Source organism: Lentibacillus kimchii (assembly GCF_055381965.1).
The window spans coordinates 2058197-2082386 of sequence record NZ_AP043934.1; the positions used below are offsets into that span (position 1 = coordinate 2058197).

Annotated in this window: 20 protein-coding genes, 1 tRNA gene and 1 other RNA gene; 3 read left to right on the plus strand and 19 right to left on the minus strand. The window is 44.9% G+C overall.

Annotated features, from left to right (window positions below):
- Positions 1–106: 106 nt before the first annotated feature.
- The 8 genes from odhB to ACZ444_RS11020 form a co-directional block, all read right to left on the minus strand.
- Complete coding sequence (gene odhB / locus ACZ444_RS10985) at positions 107–1393, minus strand: 2-oxoglutarate dehydrogenase complex dihydrolipoyllysine-residue succinyltransferase (protein ID WP_382357796.1); 1287 nt, start codon at positions 1391–1393, stop codon at positions 107–109.
- Entirely contained in the window at positions 1380–4244 is a 2865-nt protein-coding gene (locus ACZ444_RS10990; protein ID WP_382357797.1) for a 2-oxoglutarate dehydrogenase E1 component, read from the minus strand. The genes odhB and ACZ444_RS10990 overlap by 14 nt, the downstream gene beginning before the upstream one ends.
- 543 nt (positions 4245–4787) lie before the next feature.
- Complete coding sequence (locus ACZ444_RS10995) at positions 4788–5261, minus strand: tRNA (cytidine(34)-2'-O)-methyltransferase (protein ID WP_382357798.1); 474 nt, start codon at positions 5259–5261, stop codon at positions 4788–4790.
- 54 nt (positions 5262–5315) lie between these two features.
- Entirely contained in the window at positions 5316–6158 is an 843-nt protein-coding gene (locus tag ACZ444_RS11000) for an amidase domain-containing protein (RefSeq protein WP_382357799.1), read from the minus strand.
- A 52-nt stretch (positions 6159–6210) separates the two neighbouring features.
- A complete protein-coding gene (locus ACZ444_RS11005) occupies positions 6211–6711 on the minus strand; it encodes a methylated-DNA--[protein]-cysteine S-methyltransferase (RefSeq protein ID WP_382357800.1) in 501 nt (166 codons plus the stop codon).
- A 25-nt stretch (positions 6712–6736) separates the two neighbouring features.
- A complete protein-coding gene (queG, locus tag ACZ444_RS11010) occupies positions 6737–7882 on the minus strand; it encodes a tRNA epoxyqueuosine(34) reductase QueG (RefSeq protein WP_382357801.1) in 1146 nt (381 codons plus the stop codon).
- A gap of 79 nt (positions 7883–7961) precedes the next feature.
- On the minus strand, positions 7962–9665 hold the full coding sequence (locus ACZ444_RS11015; RefSeq protein ID WP_382357802.1) for an ABC-ATPase domain-containing protein: 1704 nt from the start codon (positions 9663–9665) through the stop codon (positions 7962–7964).
- 129 nt (positions 9666–9794) lie between these two features.
- Positions 9795–9868: transfer RNA gene (locus tag ACZ444_RS11020), tRNA-Gly, on the minus strand.
- A gap of 228 nt (positions 9869–10096) precedes the next feature.
- On the opposite strand from ACZ444_RS11020, the gene dat reads away from it, so the two are divergent.
- Positions 10097–10963, plus strand: a complete 867-nt coding sequence (dat, locus tag ACZ444_RS11025; protein WP_382357803.1) for a D-amino-acid transaminase — start codon at positions 10097–10099, stop codon at positions 10961–10963.
- 161 nt (positions 10964–11124) lie between these two features.
- Complete coding sequence (locus tag ACZ444_RS11030; protein ID WP_382357804.1) at positions 11125–13119, plus strand: S9 family peptidase; 1995 nt, start codon at positions 11125–11127, stop codon at positions 13117–13119.
- A 94-nt stretch (positions 13120–13213) separates the two neighbouring features.
- On the opposite strand, the gene ACZ444_RS11035 is transcribed toward ACZ444_RS11030, so the two are convergent.
- From ACZ444_RS11035 to ACZ444_RS11085, 11 genes are all read right to left on the minus strand, one after another.
- On the minus strand, positions 13214–14035 hold the full coding sequence (locus ACZ444_RS11035; RefSeq protein ID WP_464433299.1) for an alpha/beta hydrolase: 822 nt from the start codon (positions 14033–14035) through the stop codon (positions 13214–13216).
- Positions 14036–14236: 201 nt separating this feature from the next.
- A complete protein-coding gene (locus ACZ444_RS11040; RefSeq protein ID WP_382357806.1) occupies positions 14237–16477 on the minus strand; it encodes a YhgE/Pip family protein in 2241 nt (746 codons plus the stop codon).
- A 132-nt stretch (positions 16478–16609) separates the two neighbouring features.
- Positions 16610–17758, minus strand: coding sequence for an AI-2E family transporter (locus ACZ444_RS11045; RefSeq protein ID WP_382357807.1), 1149 nt, complete (start codon positions 17756–17758; stop codon positions 16610–16612).
- Between the two features lie 118 nt (positions 17759–17876).
- A non-coding RNA gene (gene ssrS / locus ACZ444_RS11050) (6S RNA) lies at positions 17877–18063 on the minus strand.
- A gap of 68 nt (positions 18064–18131) precedes the next feature.
- A complete protein-coding gene (locus ACZ444_RS11055) occupies positions 18132–18272 on the minus strand; it encodes a small, acid-soluble spore protein L (protein WP_382357808.1) in 141 nt (46 codons plus the stop codon).
- Between the two features lie 103 nt (positions 18273–18375).
- Positions 18376–18843, minus strand: coding sequence for an RDD family protein (locus ACZ444_RS11060; protein WP_382357809.1), 468 nt, complete (start codon positions 18841–18843; stop codon positions 18376–18378).
- 12 nt (positions 18844–18855) lie between these two features.
- Positions 18856–19848, minus strand: coding sequence for a signal peptide peptidase SppA (gene sppA / locus ACZ444_RS11065; RefSeq protein WP_382357810.1), 993 nt, complete (start codon positions 19846–19848; stop codon positions 18856–18858).
- 94 nt (positions 19849–19942) lie between these two features.
- A complete protein-coding gene (locus ACZ444_RS11070) occupies positions 19943–20164 on the minus strand; it encodes a YdbC family protein (protein WP_382357811.1) in 222 nt (73 codons plus the stop codon).
- 95 nt (positions 20165–20259) lie between these two features.
- On the minus strand, positions 20260–20859 hold the full coding sequence (locus tag ACZ444_RS11075; protein WP_382357812.1) for a short chain dehydrogenase: 600 nt from the start codon (positions 20857–20859) through the stop codon (positions 20260–20262).
- A gap of 61 nt (positions 20860–20920) precedes the next feature.
- Positions 20921–21532, minus strand: coding sequence for a 3'-5' exonuclease (locus ACZ444_RS11080; RefSeq protein WP_464433300.1), 612 nt, complete (start codon positions 21530–21532; stop codon positions 20921–20923).
- Positions 21533–21631: 99 nt separating this feature from the next.
- Positions 21632–23047 carry an MDR family MFS transporter gene (locus ACZ444_RS11085; RefSeq protein WP_382357816.1) on the minus strand — a complete coding sequence of 472 codons (1416 nt, stop codon included), beginning with the start codon at positions 23045–23047 and terminating at the stop codon, positions 21632–21634.
- A 348-nt stretch (positions 23048–23395) separates the two neighbouring features.
- On the opposite strand from ACZ444_RS11085, the gene ACZ444_RS11090 reads away from it, so the two are divergent.
- Entirely contained in the window at positions 23396–24157 is a 762-nt protein-coding gene (locus ACZ444_RS11090) for an NRDE family protein (protein ID WP_382357817.1), read from the plus strand.
- The last annotated feature ends 33 nt before the right edge of the window (positions 24158–24190 follow it).

The following is a 24190-nucleotide window of genomic DNA, read 5'->3' on the forward strand; positions in this document are numbered from 1 at the left end:
CGGGGCAGAAAACATTAAAAGTACCTTTTTAGTTAATCAGACGACATGTCAGCTATTTCTAAAAAAACCCGCCATGATAATCATCATGGCGGGTTTGCTTTCAAGATTAGCCTTCAAGCAATAAGTTATATGGATCTTCCAGAAGTTCTTTGATCCGGACAAGGAACTGGACAGCTTCTTTACCGTCAACAAGCCGGTGATCGTACGACACAGCTAGATACATCATTGGGCGTACTTCAATCGAATCATCCGGCATAACCATAGGACGTTTTTGAATATTATGCATACCCAAAATACCAACCTGCGGCGAATTGAGAATAGGTGTTGACATCATTGATCCAAAGGTGCCGCCATTAGTAATGGTGAATGTACCACCTTGCAGCTCCTCCAATGACAATTCTTTATTAACCGCTTTTTGACCTAATTCACCGATTTCTTTTTCGACGCTGGCAAAATCCAGTTTATCGGCATCACGGACAACAGGGACAACCAGACCGTCATCAGTGGCAACCGCAATCCCGATATCATAGAATTGTTTCTTAACAATTTCCTTGCCTTGTATCTCGGCATTTAAGAGCGGAAAGTCTTTCAAAGCACCAATGACCGCTTTGGTAAAGAAAGACATAAATCCTAATTTGACACCATGTTTGTCTTTAAAGGCATCTTTCCGTTCGCTTCGCAGCTGCATGATGGCTGACATATCAACTTCATTAAATGTTGTCAGCATCGCTGCTTCCTGCTGTACATTTACCATCCGGCTGGCGATTGTCTGACGACGGCGCGACATCTTAACACGTTCGACAGGCTTATCAAATTCTGTCTTCTCCGACTTATCGGATGACTGTTTCGATGCTTCTTTTTGCTCAGGCTTCGACGCTGCTTTGTCATTGCCGCCTTTTGCCGATGCATCGACATCTTCCGGACGAATACGGCCTAATGGGTCACGCGCCTGAACATCATTCAGATCGATACCCAATTCACGTGCACGCTTGCGGGCAGCAGGTGATGCAATAACATCCTGGCTGTTGTCCGAAGCATCAGCCTGTTCTGTCTGCTGCTCTGCCTGTGGTGCTTCCTTTGGCTCGTTTGCCGGCTGTTCAGATGCTTTTGCTTCGTTTTGCTCAGTGCTTTCCCCGGCGTCACTGCTGCCTGCTTCTGCATTTTCGTCAACATTGGCAATCACGTCGCCAACTTCGACATCGTCACCTTCTCCCTGCAGGATTTCGGTGATAACACCTGAATAATCAGAGTTAACCTCAAGATTAACTTTATCTGTTTCCAGCTCAAGAACGACATCACCTTTTTCAACTTTGTCGCCTTTTTTGACAAACCACTCGGAAATGGTTCCTTCCGTAATCGATTCGGCAAGTTCTGGAACTTTAATTTCGCTCACTGGAATCTCCTCCTTCTGACGGATTAATCGCTTGTTGAATAATATAACGCTGTTCAGCTTTGTCCACATTCGGGTCTCCGACAGCCGGTGATGCCCGGTGTGGACGGCCAACATAGCGCAGTGTCTGGTTTTCGGTTAATAACTCCCGTAAATAGTTATCCACGAAATCCCAGCTGCCCATATTCTTTGGCTCTTCCTGGACCCAGACAATTTCTTTAAGGTTTGGCAGTTGTTTTAATTCGTTTGCCAGCTGCTTAGACGGGAATGGATAAATTTGTTCCACCCGTAAAACACGCAGCCAGTCAAATGACTTATCTGAATCCGCCATTTCCTCTTCAATGTCAACCATAACCTTGCCGCTTCCCATTAGCAGCCGGGTTGCATTTTTCTTGCTCACTTTAAGATTTGGCTGCTCTCTTAATGGCTTGAACCCGCTATCTGTAAACTCTTCAGCACTGGAAGCAACCCGCTCATTGCGCAATAAACTCTTTGGCGACATCAGGATAAGCGGCCGTGCCTCTTCTTTGCCGCGCATGGCAGCCTGCCGGCGGAGCAAATGGAAATATTGTGCTGATGATGTGACATTGGCAACAATTAAATTGTTCTCAGCAGCAAGCTGCAAGAAACGTTCCAAACGAGCACTGGAGTGTTCCGGCCCCTGCCCTTCATAACCATGCGGCAGCAGCATGACCATGTTGGATTTATCGCCCCATTTAGCGCGTGCCGCAGAGATGAACTGATCAATAACGACCTGAGCCGCATTGACAAAATCACCAAATTGGGCTTCCCAAATAACAAGGGCATTCGGTGCCTGTACACTGTAACCATATTCAAATCCTAATACGCCGGCTTCCGAAAGCGGACTGTTTTGGATATCGAAGGAAGCCTCGACTCCTTCAAGCCCGTGCATTGGGCTATATGTTTCACCAGTCTCAGCATCATGCAGAACTAAATGACGATGTGCAAATGTCCCGCGTTCTGTATCCTGACCGGTTAAGCGGATCGGGATGCCATCATTGAGAATGGACGCATATGTCAACGCCTCACCAGCACCCCAATCGGCTTTATTGCCATCTTCAAACAGGTTTTCACGGCGCTTGAGAATCCGTTTCAGCTTGCGGAAGACAGTGAAGCCTTCAGGACGTTTCTGCAAATCGTTATTCAGCTTTTTCAGAGTTTCCAGCGGTATTGCCGTCTTAAATTGATCAAGTCCATTCGTTAAAGCTTTTGGCATGTCATTAGCTGTTTCGGTATCAGCATCATTCTCTTTCATGTTCTCATAAATCTCGCGCAAATTAGCTTCTGTCTGCTGCTTGAATTGCTGCAATGTGTCTTGGTTAATGATGCCCTCGTTTTGCAATTGTTCTGCGAAAACAGCTGAAGTTGCTGGATGGTCATCAATAACTTGATAAAGCATAGGCTGTGTGGCCCGTGGTTCATCCATTTCGTTATGGCCATAACGGCGATAACCAACAAGATCAATCAGGAAATCTTTATGAAATGTCTGCCGGTATTCATAAGCCATTTTAACAGCAATCACACATGAAATTGGATCATCACCGTTTACATGAATGATCGGTATTTCAAACCCTTTTGCCAAATCACTGGCATAGCGGGTTGAGCGTCCATCCTGCTGGGTTGTCGTATACCCGAGCAGATTGTTTGAGATGATGTGGAGCGTTCCACCCGTCTGATAGCCTGGCAAACCCTTGAAATTCAGTGTTTCAGCGACAACACCTTCTCCCGGGAATGCGGCATCACCATGAATCAGAACAGGCAGTGCTTTATTAAAGTCCTGTCCTGGAGATCCTCTGTGTGCGCGGTCGTCCTGACCAGCACGCGCCAGTCCTTCAGCAATTGGGTTAACAAATTCCAAATGGGAAGGGTTGTTGGCAAGTGTTATACGCGTTGTTGTTTCCGTGCCGTCCTGAACATCTTTCGTCGCACCATAATGATACTTCACATCACCGGTCCAGCCGGAATTAATGCCTGTCGATCCTTCTGATGGAATAAGTTCTTTATCAGTAGAATGATGGAATTCGGAAAAAATCCTGTCAAACGGCTTTCCAAGAACATGTGCCAGAACACTGAGACGTCCCCGGTGTGCCATTCCCATCATAATATGTTCCACCCGGTCATCAATTGAATTTTTAACAACCTGATCGAGCATCGGAATCATTGATTCCATACCTTCAATCGAAAAACGTTTCTGACCGGTGAACATTTTCTGCAGGAACTCTTCAAAGCCTTCTACTTGAGCCAGCCGCTCCAGTATATTCTGTTTATCTTCATCAGACCATGCAGCATCATATTTGCCGGACTCAATATAATCCAGCAGCCAAGCACGTTCGTTATCATTATTGACGTGATCATATTCAAATGTGATCGTTCCGGAATAAATTTTCTTCAGCTCCCGGATAACATCTGAGCCGTTATCAACGCTGGCTGGTGCTTGTTCCCAGAGCCATGAAGCCGGCATGCTTTCTAAATCCTCTTCTGACAGTCCATATGTCTCGGGATCAACCAGATTTGAATCGCGCTCATCACGCCCCACAGGGTAAATATCCGCCTCCATGTGGCCAAAACGACGAATAGCCTCAACAAGCTTCATTGCTGAGGTTAACTTCTTAACATCACCTGTGGAAAGAGATGATTGCTGCAATTCCTGACTGGTTCCTTGTGACGATTGCACCTGGACAGGGGATCCATGCTTGTCAAAAAGTTCTTTTAAGGAAGGATCGATCGCATCACTGTTTTCCTTATATAACTCATACTGTTCTTCAATATACCCCATGTTTGGTCCATGAAAACTCTCCCAGAAATTTTCGTGAGATGCTTCATTTTGTGCCACGTCTTATACCCCCATTTGCATTTGTCGTTATCGTACCCTATTAGCATAATAACATTAAAACAGTTCACACGCATGTGTCAGTAAATACATATTATCACGTTTCGCATACGTCAACTGCATTATAGCTCTTTTCGTTTTGCTCCATCAACTAATATACCCTATTTTTGCGCCACAGACAACACAGGATCGCACTGTTTTAAAAATAGAATAATTCACACAGCGTTCCGTAGATACCTTTCTGTTGTGACGGTTCACATAATAGGCATTATCCGGTATAATAAGGGTATAATAACGTTAAAGTACGATTTACATAAACAATAGGAGGAGATGCATTCATGGACATTGCTCTCATACTAGGCGTTACAGCGACATTTCTCGTTTCCATTTTCACGGCGGGATATGACGCTAAACCAGGCGTTCCCAAAAAGAAGCAGTGAATACAACGCGTTAATGGTGTCAGTTTCCTGTCTTATGCGGCTTCAGCCATCGCACAGAAAAGCATCGGCAAATAAGCCGATGCTTTCATCGTGATTCCTGCGATGTTTATGCCATATTCGGGAATCCCTGCTGGCGAAGCGCTTCGTAAATGATTATAGCTGCCGTATTCCCCAGGTTCAATGAACGGACTTTCTCACCCATAGGAACCCGCAGACACTGATCTTCCTTACCGGCAAGAAACGCCTCCGGGAAACCGCTGCCTTCACGGCCGAATACAAAGAATAAATCCTGATTCGTATCCGAAAAGTTATAATCCGTGTAATAATTAGAACCGATATTTTCAATATAGTAATAACACCCATCTGGAAAAGCTGTATATAATGTGTCGATGTCATTATATTCACGCACATCCACATATGGCCAATAATCAAGCCCTGCCCGGCGCACCATCTTATCATCGGTGGAAAATCCAAGCGGGTGGATTAGATGCAATGTCGCATGTGCCGACAGACACGTTCTCGCTATGTTGCCTGTATTAGCAGGTATTTCGGGTTGATAAAGTACGATATTAAGACTCACTGTTCCAATCCCCTCTTCCAAGTAACATGCTGCAACAGCATTAGTATACCACGCTTACCCAATTCGAAAAAACTTATATTGAATGGCTGGTGTCCAGGCAGGCGAGTCCTCGTATGACCAGTGACGATTCCGGCTGTTATCAGTATGAGCATTTACCAGTGGCATCCCCTCAGCATCACGGGCCACCACGATTGTATTATGGTCCCATCTCCCATCACCGGCAAAATCATAACAAATAATATCACCTGGGAGAAGATCGTGAGCCGATTCCACTTCTTTTCCTTTTAAACCTGACGTTGAACCGCTTAAATACCAGCGCAGGGAATGAGCGACTGCCCAGCTGTAGCTCCAATTATCGTCCTGATACCACCAGCCTTTGTCCCGTTCAGGAGCTCCTCTCATCGGTGCGCCGCCTGCCCGCATACATTGGGAAACGTAATTGGTGCAGTCTACCTCGAATTGACGGTAGTTGGGATTATAACTGTTCCACCACCGCTCGGCATATCGGACGGCTGCTCGTCTGTCATAAGAAAAGCGGTCGCCTGTGCTATCTCTTAACGACGACGATTCAAGCACCGCTTCGCTGGCCATTTGAACAGGCATAGCCATCACCTTATGCTCAGTCATCTCACCATCCTTCCATCTAACTTCACACGGTATGACTTGCTCTTCCAGAAAAAAATGCTGTTTTTGCTTAATTAAAAACGTTAAATGCAACAGGTAACGTCCAAAAGCTTGACCGGCATATCGGATCTCCTCAAAAGCATGCCCCTGTCCGCTGATCTTAACAATGTCAGCACCGCGATTTTGAAACAGTCCTTTTTTCCGACTCCACCAGGTATCTGTTTGCCGGTCCGATTGAAAAAAAGCAAGCCAATCACGTTTGAGTTTCTCCATAAAAAAATCCCTCCACTATTACTATATGGAGAGAAAGTTTGTCCAACACCTGCTATTTTGCCTCAAGTTCCAGCAGAAATTCTTTTTTAGCCAGTCCGCCGCCATAACCAACCATCTGGCCATTTGCACCAATAACCCGATGACATGGCACGACAATCGAAAATGGGTTTTTATTAACCGCACCGCCGACAGCCCGCACGGCTTTCGGATTGCCTATTGAATCGGCTATCGCTTTGTATGTCCGCGTTTCACCGTAAGGAACGTGACACAAGGCATGCCAGACTTGCTGCTGAAATGGTGTGCCATAAAAAACAAAGGCGAATGAAAAAGCTTCCCGTTTTCCCCGAAAATAATCGGTCAGTTCACGTTTGATAAGAGCCACTTGACCAGGCTGCTTTTGGAACACCGGTTCACCCAAGTAGCGCTGGGCCCATTTCGTCAGGCCGGTCAGCTCCCTAAATGGGCCGTAGTCAATCCGGATTGCTTGTTCCCCATCACTTAAAATAGTCAATGGACCAACTGGGGAATCCATTTCATCATAATAAAGCTTCATAGTGAATGCCTCTTTTCGACGAACATCAATCAGTCAGAGTAACCTCCTGAAAGGTCAGCCCTTTTTCCATTTCTTCAACCACTTGATCATCCTGTTCCTGTTTCATCGCATCTTTAATAGCAGCGTAAGCCTCTTCGGTTCCGATTTTTCCGAGCGACCAGGCTGCGGTCCCGCGAATAACCGGCCGCGGATCATTACTCATAACACTGATGATCTCGTCAACTGATGCCGTATCTCTGTCGTTTCCAAGTGCGATTAATGCGTTGCGCTGCAGGGGCTTTTTCCCACGCCATGACCCGGCGACGTGGCCAAACGTCTCCTTGAATTCCCGGTTGGAAATCCGGAGCATCGGCTTTAACTTAGGCTTGGCTACATCAAGATCCGGCTCAAATTCCGGGTGTTTATGCACATCCATATGTTTGTTATACGGACATACAGCCTGGCAGGTATCGAAACCATAAATGAAATGGCCGATTTTCGAGCGGTATTCTTCGGGCATAAAATCTTTCGTTTGCGTTTGAAAGGCCAGACATTTTTGCGCATCCAATTGGCCGCCCTGGACAAGAGCCCCTGTTGGACAAGCATCCAGACATTTGGTACAGGAGCCACACCCATCTTCAAGCGGGGTATCCGGCACGAATGGAATATTGGTGATAATTTCCCCCAGATAAACATAGGAGCCAAATTCTGGCGTGATAATGGAGGTGTTTTTGCCGCTGAAGCCGATGCCAGCACGCTCAGCAACAGCGCGGTCAGACAGCTCGCCAGTATCGACCATCACATTGGTCTCAGCATCAGGAAAACGCTCTCTGATAAAGGCATCGAGATCGGTCAATTTGGCTTTGAGCACTTCATGATAATCTCTCCCCCACGAGGCCCGGCAAAAAACACCTCGTCGCTCTTCTTTTTTATTCGCGGGCCTATCCTTTGTGCGCGAAGGATAAGCAAGCGCAATCGAAATAATCGATTTAGCCTCTGGGAGCAATCGGTCAGGTTCAGTCCGCTCCTCAATCGACCCTTTTTCAAAACCGGATTGATACCCAAGTTCCTGCTGCCGTTTCAAACGCTGTTTCAAGCTTTCAAATACATCTGCAGAGGCAAACCCAAGTTTATCAATCCCGATTTCCTCACTGTAATCAAGTATGGCCTGACGCAGCTGACTTGTGTTCATTTGGACGGCCTCCTTCCCTGATGACTAACTGCCCCTTCTTTGATCAGCCTGGTCTTTTTAAAAAAGGGACAGAACGTTTTTATTGCTGTGTAACTTTTGCGGTGCGCATGCGATTGAGAACTGCAGCAATCTCATGGCGTCTGGGACGTGCTATATCTCCCGGATGCTTGTTCCCGAACGCCGTGAATGAGGCCAGCCCTTTCTGATCCATTTGCTGTTCAATTGTATCCAACAGGTCATTCAGTGACTGGTTTCCAAGTGCATTTGTCCGGTCCAGATGCTGAATGATTTCGGCAATCATGCGTGTTTGTGACGGATCGACCAGCTGTTCCGTATCCGCAAATGTTATATCCGACCGGCCCATAATAATGGTTGTCAGTCCTTTAGCCTGGACTTTGGATTTTTTCCCTTTTTGTGTCTGGACAGACGACTGCTGAAAATACCGTTCCGTTAAATCACCAAACGTCTGCTCCAGCATCGACTCCCGTCTATTCGGGTTTTCTGCGACAATTTGCTTGGCATCGTCTGTCACATTATAAGGTTCATAGGCTTCCAGCATGATGACGTTATCAGCTACACTGAAGTAATCGCCGGAACCACCCATGACGAGAATCGTTGACACACCAAGCTGATCATACATTTGTTTAATCTTATCAATGAAAGGTGTGATCGGCTCTTTGTCTTTATGGACCAGCTGCTGCATGCGTTCGTCGCGGATCATGAAATTCGTGGCACTGGTGTCTTCATCAATCAGAATGGTCGTCGCTCCCACTTCCAGTGCTTCCATTACATTAGCTGCCTGCGACGTGCTCCCGCTGGCATTCTCTGTTGTGAAGAAATGGGTATTCTGCTTATGCGGCAAGTTGGTGATGAACGGTGAAATATTGACACCTGTTACCTGCCGGCCGTCTTCCGCACGGATTTTGACTGCATCCATATCAGTGAGAACATATTCACGACCATCGCCTTTAATATGCGAATACACGCCGCGTTCCATTGCTTCGAGAAGTGTACTCTTGCCGTGATAGCCACCGCCGACAATCAGCGTAATCCCTCTATGAATGGCCATGCCTTTTAAGGGCTCTGTGCGGTGCGGAATTTCGATTGTCACTTCATCTTCTGCAGGGCTTTCGAAAGGAACGGCTTTCTTTAATGGCCGGTTGCTGATCCCGCTTTCTCTGGGGAGGATCGAGTCGTTAGCAATGAAGGCCAGCCAATTATTGTCGCGCATCACCTTTCTTATGGCTTCCTGCTGATCAGCCAGTTGAACCGCTTGTTCGACTTCATCGTCGCTGATTGCGAAAATGGACCGTTTCAAGATATCAGGTATTGCATTGAAGAACAGTTTTTCCGCTTCCCGGCCGTTAATTTTACGGCCATTTGCCGGCAGGCCTACCGAAAAGCATACGGTGATTGACTTTTCATCAGCCTGGACAGCACTCCGTTCGAGCACCTCCTGCCCTGGCCGGTCAAATTGGATCGCGCCGCTTTTTCCCGATCCTTTAATAAACACATCACCTTTACTGACAGCGGTGCCTGTTTTCCGTGCCAGGATGTCCTCAGTTGCCACTCTTCTTCTATACGATTCCAGCCATTCTGATTTTAACGGCCGTTTTTTTGTCGGTATAACGACACGTATTTTGGATGGGGCTGCAAACGGATCCCCCTGAACATAGTCAATATATAAATCAAATTCGGAAAATGGATGGTGGCCTTGAATGTCTTTATACGCTTTATAGCCCTTGCCATCAATCTGCTTTAACGTTTGTTGTAGTTGTTTCATACAAAACTCCTCAAACTTATATTTCACTTTTAGAATACATGGCAGGCTGAACTTATTCAAGCCTGCGAAACCTATGAAAAAACGCAATGCTTCGTAAATATAGCGAAACACTGCGTTGTGACATATGTATGGAGCGGGTGACGGGGATCGAACCCGCGACGTCAGCTTGGGAAGCTGAGGTTTTACCACTAAACTACACCCGCCTATGCAAGGTTTGTCGTTTCCTGTCTCTCTAAGACATCACTTAGTATAGCAGGTTTACAGAATCAATTCAATGCCCCGCCAATAACTTTTTTACCATAACAACGAATTTACGGAAAACCCACTAGAACAGATGCCTCACCCGCCTGGCATATGACTGGATCTGGGCCGAAAGATCCTTTACAGACCAAACACCTCCGTATAAAATAACGATAAAGGAGGCGATTAACGTGTCAGTTTATCAAACGATTCTGTCACAGACAGATTTCACTGAACGTGACGACCTGACCTATCCATTTGAAGAGCGAGGCTTGCAGTTTGGTGATGGTATCTATGAAGTTATCCGCATTTATCAGGGGTCCTTCTATTTGCTCACCGAACATGTGAATCGTTTATTCCGCTCTGCTGCTGCCATTAAGCTTCAACTGCCATTTTCCAAACAGACGATTACAAATCAGCTGCAGGAATTGCTGGCGAAAAACGCTATGACAACGGACGGGATTGTTTATTTACAAGCAACGCGCGGCTCAGCGCCAAGGACGCATGCTTTCCCTGCCGCTGATACCCCTGCTAATGTTTATGCGTATGTTAAAGATATGCCGCGTAAACGGGAAGAGATCATTAACGGCGTATCAGCCATTACACAACGCGACATCCGGTGGGAAAATTGCTATATTAAAAGTCTGAACCTGCTGCCAAATGTGCTGGCTAAGCAAGAAGCCCAGGAAAATGGCTGTTTCGAGGCAATACTCGAGCGGGATGGACGTGTTACTGAGGGCAGTTCCTCCAATCTCTATCTCGTCAAAGATCATCACATTTACACACATCCAGCCACAAACCAGATTCTAAACGGCTGTGTGCGCATGCGTGTAAAACAGTTTGCTGCTGATTTAGAGTATCCGCTGACTGAGGAGGCCTTTTCACCTGAGGCGATTGCAAATGCTGATGAATTATTTCTCACCAGCAGTACATCGGAAGTGATGCCTATTGTTATGGTTAACGGAAAACCAATCGCTGACGGCCAGCCAGGCAGCATAACCCGCCAGCTGCAAACGGCTTATGAAGCAGATGCTCAAATATCGAATGTGACTTCCTAGCCTTTTGAATTTTCAAAAGGCTTTTTATTGCCTTATTATCTGAAAACGTTTATGATCAACACTGTAGCTATGAAGTGACGCGTTAAGATTCGCTTGAAAACAGCATTAATTTTCAGCTATAATTATTGGAAAATTTACATTTTTATGAGGAGGCTTTCAATATGTCTGATACAGTAAAACGACCATTAGCAGCAGAAGATTTGCAAAGAATCGCTATTTTAAGTGATTCACAGCTGACACCGGATGGAAGCGGTTATACCTTTGTCTCGACAGGGGCTAATGACCAGGACGGCTATACATCGCACCTGTTTTTCCAATCGCTTGCGGAACAAAACCCGCGGCAATGGACATTCGCTGATGGCAAAGACAGTCATCCGCGTTTTTCGCCAGATGGCTCACAAGTTGTTTTCCAGTCAACCCGCACAGGCACCGCGCAATTATGGCTGCTGCATACAGATGGCGGGGAAGCAAGGCAGCTGACAACGTTTAAACATGGCGCAGTCAGCCCAGAGTGGTCGAAGGACGGGCATTATATTATGTTTAGTGCCCCGCTGGAACAGGGTGATGAAGCAGTCAATCAAGCGATTTCCAGTGAAGCTGACCAGCAGGAGGAAACAGGGTCCAAACAGCCGCTTATCATTAATCGACTGCAGTATAAATCGGACGCCGGCGGTTTCGATGATGGCAAACGGACACAGATCATTCGTTATGATATCCAGCATGACACATTTGAACAGCTGACGTCTGCTGATACAGATCATAGCTTTGAAGATATGTCACCAGACGGGGAAAAAATGTTAGTCAGTGCTAATTTCAGTGAAAACAGCGATTACGAACAGACCAATGACCTTTATCTGCTGGATCTGAAAACAAAAGCCATGACCTCCCTAACGAACGGAAAAGGTCAGTATGGGAATGCCCGCTTCTCACCGAGCGGTGCGAAAATCGCCTCGCTGGGTCATGAATTTGCTTACGATGGGGCCACTTTAAACGAATTATATGTGTTTGATGCAGCGACTGGTTACCGCACATGCCCTAGTCAAAGCTGGGATATGCAGCTTGGCGATGTCATGATCGGTGATACACGCATGGGCCAGTCCGAAAACGGCCCCGTCTGGCAAGAGGACGGAAAACATTTACTGATTATCGCATCCAGCCATGGCACAACCGGTCTCTATCAAACGAGTCTTGATGGTGACTTAACAACCATCTATGCAGCGGACAACCATGTCTTTGATTTTGCCTGTCAATCGGGCACCTTCATTCTGGGTATCAGCACACCTGTCAATCCTGGTGACTTCTATCAACTGGATGACAAGAACAATCTCTTGCGGTTAACTGATGCCAATCGCACGTTTCTGGACAGTGTTGAACTCAGTGAACCGGAAACATTGACGTTTCAAGCAGACGACGGCTGGCATATTCAAGGCTGGCTATTGCGGCCATATGGATTCCAGGAAGGCAGGCAATACCCAATGATTATGGAAATCCATGGCGGTCCGCATATGATGTATGGCAAGACTTTCTTCCACGAAATGCAACTGCTTGCGGCTAAAGGCTATGCCGTGCTGTACACCAATCCGCGTGGCAGCTACGGGTATGGTCAGGCGTTTGTTGATGCTTGTCGCGGCGATTATGGCGGTAAAGATTATACAGACCTGATGACTGCTGTCGATGGTGTGCTTGAGAGATATGATTTTCTGGATGATCAGCGTCTCGGCGTAACCGGAGGCAGTTATGGCGGGTTTATGACCAACTGGATTGTCAGCCATACCAACCGGTTCAAGGCCGCTGTCACGCAGCGCTGCATCAGCAACTGGCTCAGCTTTTATGGGGTCAGTGATATTGGTTATTTCTTTACCAAATGGGAACAGGGCAAGAATTTGCTGGAAGATCCCACTGCTCTGTGGAATTTCTCACCGCTGAAATACGCTGAAAATGTGCAGACACCTTTATTGCTTGTGCACGGGGAAAAAGACTACCGCTGTCCAATCGAACAAAGTGAACAGCTGTTTGTCGCTTTAAAGCATATGAAAAAAGACACCGAATTTGTCCGCTTCCCAGATGCCAATCATGAATTAAGCCGAAATGGCAAGCCAGAGATGCGCATCGAGCGGTTGCGTCATATCACCCGCTGGTTTGAACAGTATCTATAAATTTTAATTCAAAAGCGGAACTGGGACAAAACTTAAGTGATCCATTTAACAACGAACCTGCTCGGATTTTAATTGGCGTCCCAGTCCCCTTCTATCACCAGCCTGCATAATCAGCCAAAAAGCTATTCAGTTTAGTGATGTATTTATCTTTAGCTACAATAAATGACCCGCCATGGTTCGCACCGTCAAGCGTCATGCGTTCTGCCTCGCTTTTCGTATGATCATATAACGTTTTGGACATTCGCGCAGGTACAAACGTGTCATCATTCCCGTGAATATACAGAATCGGAACATCAGCTTTCTTGACCTGATCCAGTGCTGAGGCTTCTTTGAAAGAATAACCAGCCCGCAATTCCGTCACAAGACTTGTTGAAGGAATAAAGGGAAAGGCAGGCAAATGGAACATCCGGCCTATCTGATAGCTGAACAAGTCGCTCACACTCGTATAGGGGCTGTCAGCAATAACTGCTTTGACATTATCCGGCAAATCCTCACCAGCGGCCATCAGAACTGTCGCAGCACCCATGGAAATGCCGTGTAGGACAATTTCTGTATCATCACCATATGTGTCAATAATCTTATGAATCCAGTCAAGATAGTCCAAGCGGTCAGGCCACCCGAAGCCAATATAGTCACCACCACTTGATCCATGCCCTCTCGCGTCTGCTGTGAAGATGTTATAACCTTTCTGTTCATAGTAATACTGCCCGAATAACCCCATGTCCATCGCGCCTCCGAGATAGCCGTGCGCCATAACAACAACTTTATTTGATGGCTCTTTTGCTTCCAGAAAATAGCCCTTTAAGTCCAGGCCATCACGCGAGTCAAGCGTCCATTCATCAAAATTCTGCTGGTCGACCCATGTCCGCCAGTCACCATTTAACAGTTCATCCATCGTTTCGGGGGACACTTCCAAGTCCTTATTTCCCTGTAAAAAGTCTTTTTCATTTCGGTCAATAGCTAAATGATAAAAGAAGAAGCTGGCTGCAATATCTATAATAAAAGCGAGACTTACAATTCCGATTAGGATCTTCAGCCACTTTTTTCATTTCACTTGATTCCCTCTTTTCTTCATAATCCTCATATACATTATACAGGATCATGGCAAGAGAACATGTTAATGAAACAGTCCCGCTTCCCGTGACTTTTTCATCAAACGGTCTGTATGTTTATTGAGCACATTTTTAAATAGCGTACCAAGTATAAGGACACCTATCCCAATCGCTGCAAGAACAGCAGCATCAGTAAATACTGTCTGCCATATAATACCGCCTACTGCTTCACGCATGAGATCAATAGCGTAAGTGAAAGGCAGGTATGGATGAATAACATGGAAGAATTCTGGTACTAAAGCCATTGGATAAGTTCCGCCTGCTCCTGAAAGCTGCAGAACGAGCAGAACAATAACCATAGCCTTACCGACATCACCAAACAGGGAAACAAGCGTGTAGACAATAGTGACAAAAACCATACTAATGAAAAGTCCGAATAAAACAAACCACACAGGATGAGCCATTTCAACACCAAGAATGTATAAGTCGCCCAAAGTGACAATAAGGGATTGTAATAGGCCAAATGTCATAAATGAAAACAATTTTCCAAAGTACTGTTCGCGTCCAGTTAAATTTTCGCGGTCATTGACATCAGTTGCCAGTAAGGAAATCAAAAGAAGACCGCCTACCCAGAAGGCAAGCACTGTATAAAAAGGTGTCATGCCTGCACCAAAGTTTTGGACAGGGAATACTTCATTTTCATTTAATTTAATCGGTTCTTCAAAGAAGTTTTTCTCCGCTTCAGAATCGTTGCGCAATAAATCAATGATTTGATTGATATCCGTATCATCCTGAACATCACGGATATTATCAGCTACTTTATTGACCTTATCATGAATAACAGGATATTTATTAAGGATCGTTGTTAAATAATCCTGCCCTTCGTCAATATGATTTTCTGTCTTATTGAGCACATTTTTAACCTCAGGTATTGTGGATTGAATATCTGTCAGTATATTATCCGCATTGCCCAGAGTACCCTGCGCCTGACCTATTTTTTCTTTCACTTCAGGCTCAATCGTTTCCTTATACTCTCTCAAAAAGTCCCCAATCCGGTTTTCAGCATTTCCTGAGACATCTGCTATATTTGATAATATCTTATCAACTTCTTTTCTTTTATCTTTTACAAATGACGTGATATTTTCTCCATTTTGCTGTGCTTCTTTAAGTGCCCCACGTAATGTATCGACACGCGCTAAACCATCATCTATTAGTTGATCGCGTCTCTTTTCAAAATCAGTGTTTTCTTTGTCATTGCCAGAAGAATCTTCTTCAGCGGACTCTTCTTGAGATGGATCCGTATCCGGCTCAGGTATATCCATATCGCGCAAATCCTTCAGTGATTGTTCAACATTATCTAGACGATTTGTCGCATTGTCCAGCAAGTTATCAACATCTTCTTGCAATTCGCGTCCCTTACTGAAATCAATATCCTGATTCTGTGCATTTTTAACAACATCATTAATGTCGCCGGCAGTATTTTCGGCTTTTTGTAAATCTTTTTTGATTTTTGGCGCCATATCATCTAATTGATTTTGTGCTTTTGACAGTAATGATGATGTTTCATGTACCGTTTGAAGTCCATTTTCTGTCGTTTTTTCAGCTTGCGGAATTTTACCTTCCGCTTGATTAATAAGCGATTGCGCTTCTTTTGTATCATCATAACCGTTAGAAACTAAATCATGTATTTCCGGCAGATCTTCTTCCATCTTAAATATATAATCTTCGAAAGTTTCTATATCCGGCAATTGATCATGCAATTCGAGACCTATCTCATCAAACATATCAAAAATAACACCGTTGACAGTCGAAATAAATCGACCGGTCATCTGGTCGATAATTGAGCTTGCCCCTTTATCGGTAATTTTTGGTGCAATTGCATTAGATTTTTCATTCACATAATATTCAATGTTGCCTTTTTCTGGTTTATCATCCATGACCGTTGAAAGTTTTTCTGAAAAGTTTTCCGGTATTAAGATAACAGCAAAATAATCACTATGTTCCAATTTATCCATAGCTTTCTCACGGTCAGTAAATTGCCAATCCATTTTATCGTTATCTTTTAACGTATCCACAAGTTCGTCACCGACATCTATCGTTTCATCTTGCACTTCAGCTCCTGTGTCCTCATTAACAACACCTATAGGAATTTGATCAGTATTGCCATAAGGATCCCAAGACATGTAAATGTTAAGCCAGGCATAAAGCGAAGGCAGGATAATCAAGCCGCCTATAATCATGGCTGCCACCCAGTTTTTAACAATATTATTCATGTCTTTCGAGTAAATTTTCCAGCTGTTTTTCATTAGACTATGCCTCATTCCAGCCAATACACTCGTGCATTGGCTATTACCTAAATTACATATGTAATCATTATACCATGTGCATCAGGAACTGGAAAGCTAACAGTTCTGACGTTTTTTACTCAGGAGGTATCATTATTTCTCTTTGTAGCCACCGTATTCGTCACCATAAAAGTAGTTGTAGCGTGCTTTAAATTTCTCAAACAGAAAGACGACGATGACTTTTAAAATGGCATAGCCGGGGATGCCCAGAATGACACCGACGACACCGAACAGGTTGCCGGCCACCAGCAGCACAAGAATAATACTGAGCGGATGAACCTGCATCGTTTTGCCCATGACATTGGGTGAGATAAAATTGCCTTCCAAAAACTGAACAGCTGCCCAGACAATCCCCAGTTTCAGCAGCATGATTGGTGAATCAACAATCGCAATAATAATGGCAGGTGTTATAGCAATCATTGGACCTAAATAAGGTACAACACTGGTTATCGCAGCGATAATGGCAAGTGTGATGGCGTAATCAAGGCCAATTATCAAATAACCGATGTAGAGGAGGATACCAATACATGTGGCAACAATAATTTGTCCCTGAATATAGGAGCCAACCTGGACATCCATATTCTGCAGAATTTTATTAACTTCATTTCGATATTTAGGAGGCAGCAAATTCAGGAAAAATCGTTTAAACTGGCCGCCATCCTTTAACATAAAGAATAAAATAATCGGAAAGGTAATAATAACGGCAACGACACTGGTGATCGTACTGGCAACATTCTGGAACCCTTCAACGGCTCCGCCTATATAGTTGCCTACCTGACTGGATATATTGCTCAAATTGGACGTCAGCCAAGCATAGCCCTGTTGATAGTATGGGGCCAGAAATGATTGCTGCAGCCAGCTGTCAATACCTTCCCCCAGCTGCTGTACGTAAGCTGGAAGTCTGGATACCAAATCTTTAACCTGTGATTCAACGGCGGGTGCCATCAGCAAAATCAACCCTGTAAGGATTCCGCTGAGTGCCAGAATAATAATCACAATGCCCCAAATACGGTAAATATGTAATCGTTCCAATAAATCCACAATCGGATTTAATAAATAGAAAGCGATAAATGCCAGAATAAACGGCGGTAAAATGGTTGATGCAATCGTTATAAGTGGGTCAAATATAAAGGACACCTTTGTATAAATAAAGATGGTAACACCAATTAGAATTAACAGCGTCAGACCGTAAAACAGATCACGGCCGCCAATAAATTTCATGAACCGGCTCAGTGTTTTCATAATGACCCTCCTCTGAACTCAAATTATAAATGATAAGGCGACAAAATACCATAACAGCAAGCGTTTCAATTAAAAATAAAAGCCAGATCCCTAAAGGAACTGGCTTATTTTTAAATCATCAGCAGCCACAATTGCCGTATTCAGACTTAAAAAGTTTTTAAACCGCACTTCGCCAAGTGGGTGTTTGCAGGAACCTTCCTGTCTTCCTCTCATAAGGAGGCACGACATTCCAAGTCCCGATATAAAACTCCCTAGTCATATGTCAGAGGTTAAAACTTAATAGGATACGCACAATGCAGCTTAATTCATATCATACACCTTAAAAACTCAAATAGCAATAAACGATTGATCGTGCCAGTTCCCACGGCCAGGGTTAAATTTTCGTGTTTTTCTTTTTGGCACGTTCTTCAAGCTGGCTGTCCGGCTGCTGGTCGGCCACGTCCTCACCCAGACCCTGCTTGTTTACACTCGTTTTGACCTGCTGTTTGCTCTGGTTATCTTTTTTATCAGACATAAAAACACCTCCTGCCAGTAGTATTTCTGAGCGCAAGTGTTTTATGCTGACTAGCAGCTAAACCCAGATTAACGTAACGCTGTAAAAGAGCTTTTTCTGACAATCACCTGTCCAGCAAGACCCTGGTATTGCCTGCCATATCATGCAGACCTTGTTTCTGATCAGTAAAAGCAACGAACAAATACAGGACATTTGTCCACCAGAACACACGATGAATAAAACGGCCAATCACTTCCCGAAAAAACAGATCACGCCATTTAAGCGGCTGCCTGTCTTCACGGACAACCAGAAGGCCGAAGATCATTTTACCCAATGTCTTCCCATAAAATTTTGTCATCAGTAAGAAATAAACATACAGAACAACCATGCTAATGATACCCGCAACCGTCCAGTCCCAGATACCTATTGCATCCCCGTCATTGATGAACTTAAAGGGACTCAGCAGGATGCCGTTAAGACTGAAGACAACGATCAGATCGGTGAGGTAGGCCCAAAAGCGCATCCAGAATCCAGCATAGCGTTTTGTATCGGCTGCAGGCGGCTCAGTATAAGTTTCCTGATACTCATGCATAACGGCACCTCCCTATTTTGAGTATAAATACATAGCGCGCGGTCCATCTGACTGCTGCAAGAGTTCCTGCACAGCTTTCAAGTCAGTGTGATCGTTTTGAAGCAGGTTTTGCGCCCAACCGCCAAGCATATTATTAACACCGGTATTTGACTTGTACTTAACGACCTGCGCATTTGACCAGTCATAATCGTCTTCCATCATAGCCGTTGTATCGTCAAAATCGCCCAGTTCATCGACAAGACCATTGTCTGCTGCTTGTTCACCGGTATAAACCCGGCCATCTCCAAGATCACGCACTTTGGATTCGGACATATCACGGCCATCAACAATCACCTGTACGAAGTCGTCATACATATCATCAACCATAGATTGCAAAATATCACGTTCATCATCGGTCATCTTCCGCGTCTCGGACATAATATCCTTATATTTGCCGCTTTTGATCGTATTCACATTAACACCAAGATCATCAGCCAGTTCGGAAACATTGATGCTTTGCATAATCACACCAATCGAGCCTGTCAATGTGGCTGGATGAGCGACAATTTTATCAGCAGAAGCGGAAATATAATAGCCGCCCGAAGCGGTTGTATTGCCCATTGAAACATAAACGGGTTTGTCATGGTCTTCTTGAATCTCAACAATTTCATCATGAATCTCATCGCTTTCGACAACGCCCCCGCCCGGTGTATTGAGACGCAGTATAATCCCGTCTACCGACTGATCTTCACCGACATGCTCCAATTTCTTAAGAAAACGGTCATGATTGTAGCCCTCATTCAGCAACGACGATTGAGACGTATTCTGAATGGTGCCATTAAGCTGCAGCGTGGCAATTTTATGACCAGAACCCTTTTCAATAACCTCCTGCTGATACTGGTTTTCCGGCCCATCAAACAGCGTTTCCACATCACTTGAAAACAGCGTGCTCGTGAAACGAAAGAAGAGGGAAAATGCTAAAAGAGCTGCTGCAACTCCGAGTGCAATCCAACGTTTTTTGTTCAAGCTGACATCCTCCATTCTGTTTATACAGTTTATGTAATCGCTATACGTCTATCTTAGACCATTTTCACCCAAATTTTAACAGCCAGATAAAATTTTATAAGTTCAGTTGATTAAGAGCAGCTTTCAGGTTAGCTAAGTCGTCATTCTTTAATGTGATCCCTTTTCCCATTTTCGCTTTATCGGGCGACCAGTCACGCAAATCGTATTTCGGCTCCCGTCCATTCCAGCTGACGACGTTTAATTCCTTCGTCCAGCCCTTTGGCGACTCAGATAATACCGCAATATGGTCGACAATATCATAGTTTATATCAGCCATCGTTATTCCTCCTGTAATCAATACGCTAGTCAACAACGAATGATGCAGCAGCGTCTCCTGAACAAACGGAGACGCTCCCAATGACAAGCTGCATTTTAATACATATTATAATTCTGTCCAGTTTGTGCGCCTTCCACACTTTTTAGGTACCCACGGGCAACGTGCTCTGCCGGCACAGGTGTGAAACCGGCAAATAAATGGCCAATTCGGTCCCAGGATTCCTGAACAATATTCGGACTGACACTGTTTATCCGGATACCTCTTGGCAGTTCAATCGCTGCAGAGGCTACAAACGCCTTAATACCGCCGTTTGCCATCGCAGCTGAGGAACCGAAAGGAATCGGATCATCCATCATCACGCCCGTTGTCAGGGTGAAGCTTCCATAATCATTCATATATTCCTGACCTAAAAGAACAAGATTAACCTGGCCTTTCAGCTTGCTTTCGATGCCTTTTTCATTCAATTCCGGCGTTAATTCCGGAACTGATTTAAAATTGGCACCTCCTGATGCATTAATAACCGCATCTACAGGGCCAATTGTTTTATACATGTCCGAAATACTTTCCGGTGACATGATGTCAACAGAGACGTCAGCGCCATTCCGCCCGGCACGAAACACCTCATGCCGGGATGCCAGACTTTCCGTTACCTTCTCGCCAATGGTGCCGCTTGCTCCAACTACCAGTATACGCACACACATCATCTCCTTTCGTTCATAAAAGTTCGAGCCACATTATCAAAAGGACAGGAAACCGTTATAAATAGATGGATCTGCTTTTTCTCTTGCTTTTCTTTCGCGGCGGAACATATCCTTGTTGATTAATTCTTCCTTTTGACAGGTGACACTTCTCTAGAAATATATCCATTTCAGCCGTATCATATGTCCTGAAAGCGGCTGTCAGGATTTTTGCAGCGACCCGGGCATCCTCCAGAGCATGGTGATGATTAAATTGAATCCCCTGCTTACGGGCAACTGTATTTAATTTATGGTTAGACAGCTCAGGCCAGACAATCCGGGAGATATTGCATGTACAAAGATAGTTCATCACTGGATAGGCAAGGTTAAAGGCATCCAGTGTATGCCGCAGGACGCCCATATCAAAACTGGCATTGTGAGCCACAACCATTTGCTGGGTCAAATAGCTCTCCAGTGTGGGCCACAATTGGGCGAAGGTAGGCGCGTCCGACACGTCTCCTGCTGTAATACCATGTACCCCAATATTAAATGAACTAAAAGTCATCAGCGGATTAATCAGACTATAAAATTCATCGACAATGACACCGTCGTCCACAACAGCCAGTCCAACTGCACAGGGACTGCTGCGGCTTGCGTTAGCCGTTTCAAAGTCAATCGCTGTAAATCGCACTAACCTCACTCCTCTCTCCTGCTAATACTAACTGACGTATTAACGCCTGTTTCAAAAAACTTCCGCCAAGCAATTTGCATGACGGAAGTTTTCTTCTGACTAACCAGCATTTTTGCTGCTTCGCGGACTTTTCATAAACAAGGCCAAAACGATACCGGCGACCGCAATCAAACCGACAACGATAAAGGATATATTCACACCATGGATTTGCCCTGATGCGCCTTGATCCGGCAGTGCCGCATTGGACATAACCGTTACCATCAGTGCTGTACCGACAGCACCAGAAATCTGACGCATTGTGTTATTCATGGCTGTTCCATGCGGCATCACTTTATTCGGCAATTCGTTGAGACTTGCTGTGGTGGACGGCATCAATACCATTGCCACACCAAGCATCCGTACCGCATTCAGAATAGCAATATAGGCGAATGAGGTATCCGGTGACAGCGTTGAGAACATAAATGTCGTTACCGCCAGAATGGTCAGCCCCATAAGCGCTAGATATTTGACGCCAAACTTATCAAACAGCCGCCCGGTTACTGGGTTCATAATACCCATAACGACAGCACCCGGCAAGAGCGCCATGCCTGACTGCAATGCCGAGAAGCCCAGCATATTCTGCATCAGAATCGGCAGGACAGTCTGAGCACCGATCATAGCCATAAAGACGACCATGCCAAGAGCTGTTGCCAGCACAAACGTATTGTACTTAAATATCCGGAATTCCAGAATCGGCTCTTCAAGTTTAAGCTGCCTGAGAATAAACATAGTCAGGATAATAGCACCAGCTATGATCCCAATAATCACTTGCGGACTGCCCCAGCCTGCATCTGTTCCAGCAGCACTGAACCCGTACAGCAGACCGCCAAAACCGAGTGTTGACATGATGATGGATGGCACGTCCACTCTCGGAAAAGTCTGTTCGGTGACATTACGGAGCAGAAAATACGCAACGATAACATCGATAATTACAATTGGGATAATGATTAAAAACAGAACACGCCATTGGTAATGGTCAATCAGCCAGCCTGATAAGGTAGGACCAATCGCTGGCGCAAAGGCAATAACAAGCCCGAACATGCCCATGGCCGATCCGCGTTTTTCCACAGGATAGAGAAGCATTAAAATTGTCTGCATCAACGGTATAATAATGCCGGCTCCGGCTGCCTGAATAACCCGGCCAGCCATCAATATAAAGAAAGATGGTGCGATCGCACAAATAACAGTGCCCACGCCAAATAAACCCAGAGCAAAAAGGAACAGCTGTCTGGTCGTAAAACGCCCGACAAGCAGCGCTGTAACAGGTATCATAATCCCGTTAACAAGCATGAAAACGGAGTTCAGCCACTGTGCCGTACTTTCTGTAAGGTCCATATCAATCATAATACGCGGCACCGCTGTCGCCAACAGCGTCTGGTTTAAGATGGCGGCAAATGCCCCCGAAATGAGCACAAGCATGAGTGTCGTTCGCTTTGCCTTCGATTGTGAGTATTCTAGCGCTTGATTTTCAGACATATAACGAACCTTCTTTCTTTGATTAAATAAAACAAGTTCCCACAATCTGCTCGGGAACAAATCAACGTTGAAACATACCAGCTAATTATAGCAGACTATGTTTGATCATAAAATGAATGTGCACATGGTAGCACAACATGCGCATTATACTGGAAAAACAGCATTGAGGAGATGAATGAAGAAAGTAAAACCCAGCAGGCGCGCAATCACATCGACAATTCTAGCAATTATCGTTTTGACATAAAAGAAGAAATTATTAACTGAAGGACAGAAAACGCACAAAGAATGGTTATTATCTATAGGAACGGTTAACGCTGAAAGTTATAATGAGGAAAAAGGGGGGGTAATATGTGTCTTATTAATTTTCAATTCCATAGCCATCCACAATATAAATTAATTCTTGCTGCCAATCGTGACGAATTCCATCAGCGCCCTACTGCACCAGCTCAATTTTGGAAGGACCATCCACACATTTTGGCTGGAAGAGATTTGCTGGGAATGGGGACTTGGCTGGGTATTACCAAAACCGGCCGATTTGCAGCATTAACCAACTGCCGAAATGCAAATGACAATCAAACTTATCCAGAATCACGCGGAACGATTGTTAAGGATTTCCTCAATGACACCATGTCGGCCAGCGAATTTTTGCTGTGCCTGCAGGAAACAAAGGATAGGTATGCCGGTTTTAATATAATCGCCGGAACACCCGATCACCTCGTATATTATAACAATATTGAAAACAACATCGCGACTGTTTCACAAGGTACTCACGGACTGAGCAATGCATTTTTGGATACTCCATGGCCAAAAGTATCGAAAGGAACAAGCAGGCTGGCAGCCTATACAGGCCAGCATAGGCATGTGGCCACCGAGCCGTTGTTTAACATCTTGTCTGATACGGAAAAAGCTGCAGATAACGACTTGCCTGAATCAGAGATCACTCATGTTGATCGGCAGCTCTCACCAATCTTTATTAAGACATCCGGTTATGGAACCCGTTCTTCAACTGTTTTGCTTATTGACCGGAATAATCATGCTGTATTTGCGGAACGAACCTATCAGAATGGGGCTTTTAAAATAGAAAAGCCATTTTCATTTACAATCGGTTAAACTTCTGAGCGTTTTCCAGACTCTAATAAAAGC